The sequence below is a fragment of the Arachidicoccus sp. genome (assembly GCF_050436765.1).
Lineage (GTDB): Bacteria > Bacteroidota > Bacteroidia > Chitinophagales > Chitinophagaceae > Arachidicoccus.
The window spans coordinates 24,591-31,281 of sequence record NZ_JBNQGD010000090.1 but is presented as its reverse complement, the minus strand read 5'-3'; the positions used below and the strand labels follow the sequence as shown (position 1 = coordinate 31,281).

Here is a 6,691-nt window from a genome sequence, read left to right as displayed (position 1 = left end):
CTTATAAATAAATTATTGCAAAACAAATTGGCCCAGGGTGTTTCATTTATTACCCTTAGGTTTATGACGTATTCTTCGCTTGCACAAGCCTGTACATAACGAACCCATATTTCTTTCTCTGAAAGGTAGTCTATTACTTTATTGTATAAATTGTCGAATATTTGGGGCGCAATGGGGATGTTGATGTCACCCCAATTTATGGTGTTTTCGGTAATAGAGTCTTTCACGATGAATTTATCTTTTGGCGATCTTCCAGTAAACTTTCCCGTATCAACACAGAGTGCACCGGCGCTGCTGAGCTTTCCCTGCTTTAACTGCAATGTTTGTAACATCAATTCCTCAGGGGAGAGATTGGTATACACTTTTTTTGCTTTTAATTCTACCAATTTGTCTGAAGAGACTTTGGTAAAAGAAGTTCCTGAATGTAGCATAATACGCATTAAATTTTTTTAGGTGATCAGATTACCAATAACTTACGTTAGTTAGTATTTGCGCAAGATAATACATAATTGAAATGAGCCGCCTACTTAGCGTGTTTTTTTTTCGATAAATTTTGTTTTTTGCGTTAAGAAAAAAAAAGTTGGGTTAAGCGGCGATTGACCTGAAATGCTTGCATAGATTAACATTCATTAGTTTACAATATATTAAATTCGCATTCATTAAGAAAATAGAGTATATCATTTATTTACATTGATTAGTTTTTTTTAATGCAAAACTTCCTTTTATTTATGCAAAATTTACATTTGTTTTTATAAATAATAATCATCGAAAATGAAAGAGCAAACAAGCTATCCTAAAGAGAAAATTAAAATCCTTTTTTTGGAGAACATTAGTGATAAAGCGGTAGAATTTTTTAAGTCTAGTGGCTATCATGATGTTGTAAAAATGACTGGGGCATTAAACGAAGAAGATCTCATTAAAGCCATTAAAGATGTGCATTTAATTGGCGTTCGCTCTAAAACAATAATTACGGCCAAAGTATTGGCTGCGGCGCAGAAACTACAAGCTATTGGTTGTTTCTGTATTGGTACCAATCAGGTAGATCTGGAAGAAGCAAAAAGAAGAGGTATCTCTGTTTTCAATGCGCCTTATAGCAATACAAGAAGTGTTGCAGAATTGGTAATAGCCGCTTCTATTTTATTGATAAGAAAAATTTTAGATAAAAATAAAGCGGCACACGAAGGATTGTGGTTTAAAGATTCAAATGGTAGTTACGAATTGCGCGGTAAGACTCTGGGTATAGTAGGTTATGGAAATATTGGAACGCAGTTGAGTATTCTGGCAGAAGCTATGGGGATGAAGGTTTTATATTTTGATGTCCAAAATAAGCTTCCCTTGGGAAATGCAGCCTCTTGTAAGTCAATGAAAGAGTTGGTTTCTTTATCCGATATCGTATCGCTACATGTACCGGAAACACCAGAAACTAAGGAAATTATTGATGAAAAGATATTAAAACATTTCAAAAAAGGTTCTATTTTAATCAACTATGCGCGGGGACATTGTGTCGCAATCGATGCATTGGTAAAATACCTTAAAAATGGACAACTTTCCGGTGCGGCTATCGACGTATACCCAGTGGAACCTGCGAAAACAGGGAACGCATTTGTTACGCCTTTGCAAGGATTGTCAAATGTCCTTTTGACACCACATATTGGTGGTTCGACCGAAGAAGCTCAGGCAAATATTGGTGAAGATGTAAGTAGAAAGCTTTTCAATTATTTGGAAAACGGTATCAGCGATGGTTCTCTCACTGTTCCCGCTTTGGCTTTGAAAGCACATCCCAACACACACCGTATTTTACATATTCACAATAATAAACCTGGTGTATTGAGTGCCATTAATACCGAGTTGTCGAGAAATAATATCAACATATTGGGGCAATACCTCAGCACGAACGATACTATTGGCTATGTGGTATTGGATATTGATAAAATGCTTTCTGACAAAGCCTTACAACTTTTAAAAAAGGTGAAAGAAACGATTAAAGTAAGAAAAGTATATTAATTAATTCTGATTAGATAATAATGCCGCTCTCTCTTGAGGCGGCATTACTATTTACATACATTACCTTTGGGGGCGATTATTTAAAATAAATGAAAGTAGATTTTCTTATTGTAGGGCAAGGTGTAAGCGGTACATTTCTCAGCTTCTATTTATTAAAAGCCGGAAAAGCAGTTTTGGTGATAGATGATGATAAACCGAATGCTGCCTCCCGTGTGGCGTCCGGCGTTGTTAACCCGGTAACGGGTCGTCGTATCGTGAAAACTTGGAAGATTGATGAATTGATGCCTTTTGTATTTGCTGCGTATAATGACATCAGCAATTTTTTGCAGATGCCCTCTTGCATTTCTCGGTGCAGTATACTCAATATCCACGCTACAAAACAAATGCAAGTGGCATTTGAACAACGATTGAGACATGGTCCCAATGAATACCTGCGAACTTGTGCCAATGAAAACGATTGGAAGCAATACTTCAATTTTGAATATGGAATAGGAGAGACACATCCCGCTTTTGTCGTCAATTTATTTGATTTACTGGCCTTGTGGCGCGAATATCTGATAGGTGTTACATCTTTGCTAAACGAGCATTTTAATGAGGCGGATTGTTTAGTCCAGGAAAATCAAGTTGTATACAAAGATATTGTTGCGCAGAGAATAATTTACTGTAATGGTACTTCCATTGCAAATAGTTCTTATTTTGAAAAATTGCCGTCAGCTTATAATAAAGGAGAAGCTGCCATTATTTCCGTTCCCGGGCTCCCACGGAATTTTATTTATAAACAAGGATTGAGTATTGTCCCGTGGAAAAATAATGACTTATTTTGGGTTGGTTCGACTTATGAATGGAATTTTCTAGATGATTTGCCCTCTGAAGGATTCAAAGAAAAGGTAGAAACTTATTTAAAGGCTAATCTAAAGTTACCCTATAGCGTAGTAGAATATTTGGCGGGTATAAGACCTGCAAATACCGAGCGCAGACCGTTTGTGGGGTTTCATCCAACCTATAAAAATGTTGGAGTCCTAAATGGGATGGGCACTAAAGGCTGCTCGCTTTCACCTTATTTTGCAAACCAACTTGCGCAAAACATTTTAACCGGCGAATCGGTAGATGCACAGGTCGATATTTCTAGGTTTTCGGGCGAATGGTTTAGCTAATTCTGCCTGCATATTTCATTATATAAGTCGCGCACCAAACCATCTGCCACCCCTATTTTTGGAACAAATATCTCAGATGCATCGGTCCAGCGCATTAGGTTGATATAAATTTGTAATGCCGGAACAATTACGTCTGCACGGTCTTCCTTAAGATTTAATTGTTGAATTCTTTCTTTGACTGAAAGCGCCGATAAGTCATGGTAAAACTTCTTTAGACGTCTAAAAGATAAAGGTCTCCCGTCCTTTGTTTTGCTCAGAGAAAATATTTTGTTGATATTACCGCCGGAACCAATAATGGTAATAGGTAGTTTGCTTCTGATACTTTTTTTAACTTCTTCCTTCATTTTTTTCCAATCATCATCGGCCCATTGATTATTCAAAAGTCTTATGGTCCCTACATTGAACGATTTTTGGTATACCTGTTTACCTTCTACAAAAAAATCCACTTCTGTACTACCACCCCCCACATCTATATAAAGATAAGCATTCGATTTGTTGAGGTTTTCTGCAATATGGTTCTCAAAAACCAGTGCGGCCTCATCATCGCCTGAAATGATTTCAATTTCAATATCTGTTTTATTTTTTACTTCTTTTACAATATCGTTTGAGTTAGATGCATCCCTCATCGCACTTGTCGCACAAGCTTTCACAGCGTTTACTTTATAGGCTTCCATTAAATGTTTGAATGCCTGCATCGTATTGAGCAGCATTTCTTTTTTCTCTACTCCAATGATGCCTTCATCAAAGACATCGAATCCCAGTCTAAGCGGAACCCTTACAAGATTTACTTTATTGAAGATTGCTTGATTGTCGTCATTTTTTTGAACATCTACAATCAGTAAACGTGCGGCATTACTACCTATATCTATTGCGGCGAGTTTCATAAGGTCAAATTATTTATTGAGCAGATAATTATAAATTTCTATTTGCGAACGTATATTTTTTGCCTTCTCCGAATGTACATAATTATTTGATAATTGATTGTCCAGACGTCTGGCTTTTACAGAATCATTGAGTTGAATATTGATAATTTCACGTAGTTCTTTTTTTAATTTTTTATCCATAATTTCTACGGCTGCTTCTATTCGATGGTCTAAGTTCCGCACCATCCAATCTGCGGAAGAGATGTATGTTTTCTCTTTTCCCGAATGATGAAAAATAAACGCGCGTGCGTGTTCTAAATATTCATCGACAATGCTGATAGCAAAGATTTTCTTTTTAAATTTTTTGCTTTCGTTGAATGCGCAGTAAATACCACGCACAATCATTTTTATAACTACGCCTACTTCTGCTGCTTCGTATAGTTTTTGAATTAAAATATTGTCGCTTAATGAATTGAGTTTTACAATAATTGCCGCTTCTTTGCCCGATTTCGCTTCTTTTATTTCATAATCAATAAGTGCCACTAAATTTTTACGCATATTATTAGGGCATACCATTAGATGCTTACAGCCGTTTAGCACATTGATGTTATCCATCTTGGCATTAGATAAAAAATTAAATATTGTATTTATATCGTCCATTACATTTTTATTGGATGTCAATAGCAAATGATCTGCATATATTTTCGCGGTTTTCTCGTTCAGGTTACCGGTCGCAACAAAACCATATTGTATGGCTTTGCTACCTTTTACTTTTTTGATCACGCATAGTTTGGCGTGTACTTTCATGTCGGGTATGCCGATCAGCACTCTGACGCCTTCTTCTTCCAATCTTTCTTTCCATTCCAAATTTGCCTCTTCGTCAAAGCGAGCCCGCAGCTCCATCATCACTGTCACTTCTTTTCCATTGCGCACGGCATTGATAAGTGCATTGATGATTTTAGAGTTGACCGCCAACCGGTATGCGGTTATCTTAATGCTACGCACATCGGGGTCCATCGCAGCTTCCCGTAATAAATCAATAATCGAAACGAAGGAATGGTAAGGAAAACTCAGCAGAATATCTTTCTTTAAAACTACTTCCGTAATGCGTTGTCGATCTTTTAGCGCTGGATGAATGAAAGAAATATTGGTACGCGTTTTTTCCGAAGGAAATACGTCCGGGAAGTCCATAAAGTGCCTAAAGTTGTGAATTTTTCCGCCGGGAATAATATTGTCTTTATGCGTTAAATTTAATTTCCTGATCAAGTATTCTAAAAGTCCGGTATTGATTTCTTTGTCGTAGCTGAAACGAACCGCTTTTCCCTTTCTTCTATTTTTAATTCCTTTTTCAATCTTTTGAACAATAGAAGTAGAAATGTCATTATCAATATTAAATTCTGCATCTTTGGTAACATTAAATATATGGGCCTCAAAATGATCATAACCAAAATAGGAGAAAATGTAAGGCAAGTTAAAGCGAATAATATCTTCCAATAAAATAATGTGATGTTCTCCTCGCTTAGAAGGTAGCAAAACAAAGCGGCCCAGCGCATGTACCGGAATCTCTATGAGCGCGTATTTTTGTTTGGTGAAGTCTTTTTCTTTGCTCATTACCACGCCCAAATACAAGCTTTTATCCCTTAGATAGGGGAGTGTAGGGAGGTCTTCAATCAATAGTGGAATTACATTGGATTCAACTTCTTCATCAAAATAGGTTTGCACAAATTTTTTCTGAGTGGCAGAGAGTTGGTGAATGTTCTTGATGAATATCTTTTCTTTATTCATCTCGTGGATAATATTGTTCCATATACGCGCAAACTCATTTTGCTGGCGTAAAACGATCGTCTGAATCTGATCAAGGATGGCCTGAGGATTTTCTTCAAAATGAAAATTAACTTTCTTACCGCTTAATGCAATCATGCGTCGCAATGCCGCTACACGTACGCGAAAGAACTCTTCCAGATTATTAGAATGAATAGCAAGGAATTTAATTCTTTCTTTAAGTGGGACATTTTCGTCGTTGGCTTCTTGCAGAACGCGTTCATTAAAACTTAACCAACTAATGTCTCTCGGAATGGTATGTGTAATTTTCATGGATGTAAGACAGGAATTACGTTAAATCGTTTGTCAAAGCTGGTTGCGGGATTAAGCTTTTATTTTATTGATGGTATTTGTCGTAGAATATCCCTCCAAAAGTGGATTTATGAATACTTTACCACCATTGGCAATCACTTCCTTTGCACCTACAACCTGCTCTACTTTGTAGTCTCCGCCTTTTACTAATACATCTGGCAATAAATAACTTATTGCTTTAAGGGGCGTATCCTCGTCAAAAATAATGACTGCGTCCACGACGAGCAAATTGGCTAATAGGCTAGCTCTATCCTGCTCGTTATTGATCGGCCTTTCTTCTCCCTTTAATCGCTTAACGCTTTGATCTGAGTTGATGGCAACAATTAAGTAATCGGCTGTTTTAGCAGCATCATTGATAGATAAGACATGTCCTGCATGTAGTATGTCGAAGCAGCCATTCGTAAACGCGAATGTTTTTGATTTTAGTTTCCACGTGGAAACTATCTGATGCATTTTTTCCAGCGAATGTATTTTTTGAGCAGCAAAGTCGATATTTTTCATTGTCAGATGTTATTTGCTACAAGATAGCAAATAACA

At 36.9% G+C, this 6,691-nt stretch carries 6 protein-coding genes; 2 read left to right on the top strand and 4 right to left on the bottom strand.

From position 1 onward, the window contains the following. On the bottom strand, positions 1-431 hold a 431-nt coding region (locus ACQR30_RS03860; protein WP_429731518.1), incomplete at its 3' end, for a phosphoenolpyruvate carboxykinase (ATP). Between the two features lie 340 nt (positions 432-771). On the opposite strand from ACQR30_RS03860, the gene serA reads away from it, so the two are divergent. After that, positions 772-2,004, top strand: coding sequence for a phosphoglycerate dehydrogenase (gene serA / locus ACQR30_RS03855; protein ID WP_429731515.1), 1,233 nt, complete (start codon positions 772-774; stop codon positions 2,002-2,004). An 89-nt stretch (positions 2,005-2,093) separates the two neighbouring features. Beyond that, positions 2,094-3,158: an NAD(P)/FAD-dependent oxidoreductase gene (locus tag ACQR30_RS03850; protein ID WP_429731512.1), complete on the top strand. Its 1,065-nt coding sequence runs from the start codon at positions 2,094-2,096 to the stop codon at positions 3,156-3,158. Here the strand turns inward: ACQR30_RS03850 and ACQR30_RS03845 are convergent. The 3 genes from ACQR30_RS03845 to rfaE2 are packed head-to-tail and all read right to left on the bottom strand — an operon-like array spanning position 3,155 to position 6,655. Next, positions 3,155-4,042 carry an exopolyphosphatase gene (locus ACQR30_RS03845; protein ID WP_429731510.1) on the bottom strand — a complete coding sequence of 296 codons (888 nt, stop codon included), beginning with the start codon at positions 4,040-4,042 and terminating at the stop codon, positions 3,155-3,157. The genes ACQR30_RS03850 and ACQR30_RS03845 overlap by 4 nt on opposite strands. Before the next feature lie 9 nt (positions 4,043-4,051). Next, positions 4,052-6,115, bottom strand: a complete 2,064-nt coding sequence (gene ppk1, locus ACQR30_RS03840) for a polyphosphate kinase 1 (protein ID WP_429731507.1) — start codon at positions 6,113-6,115, stop codon at positions 4,052-4,054. A gap of 51 nt (positions 6,116-6,166) precedes the next feature. Next, positions 6,167-6,655: a D-glycero-beta-D-manno-heptose 1-phosphate adenylyltransferase gene (gene rfaE2 / locus ACQR30_RS03835; protein WP_429731504.1), complete on the bottom strand. Its 489-nt coding sequence runs from the start codon at positions 6,653-6,655 to the stop codon at positions 6,167-6,169. Between the last annotated feature and the right edge of the window lie 36 nt (positions 6,656-6,691).

Coding starts and splice junctions, on each gene's coding strand:
- ACQR30_RS03850 (WP_429731512.1), top strand. CDS start 2,094: ATGAAAGTAGATTTTCTTATTGTAGGGCAAGGTGTAAGCGGTACATTT.
- rfaE2 (WP_429731504.1), bottom strand. CDS start 6,655: ATGAAAAATATCGACTTTGCTGCTCAAAAAATACATTCGCTGGAAAAA.
- ppk1 (WP_429731507.1), bottom strand. CDS start 6,115: ATGAAAATTACACATACCATTCCGAGAGACATTAGTTGGTTAAGTTTT.
- serA (WP_429731515.1), top strand. CDS start 772: ATGAAAGAGCAAACAAGCTATCCTAAAGAGAAAATTAAAATCCTTTTT.
- ACQR30_RS03845 (WP_429731510.1), bottom strand. CDS start 4,042: ATGAAACTCGCCGCAATAGATATAGGTAGTAATGCCGCACGTTTACTG.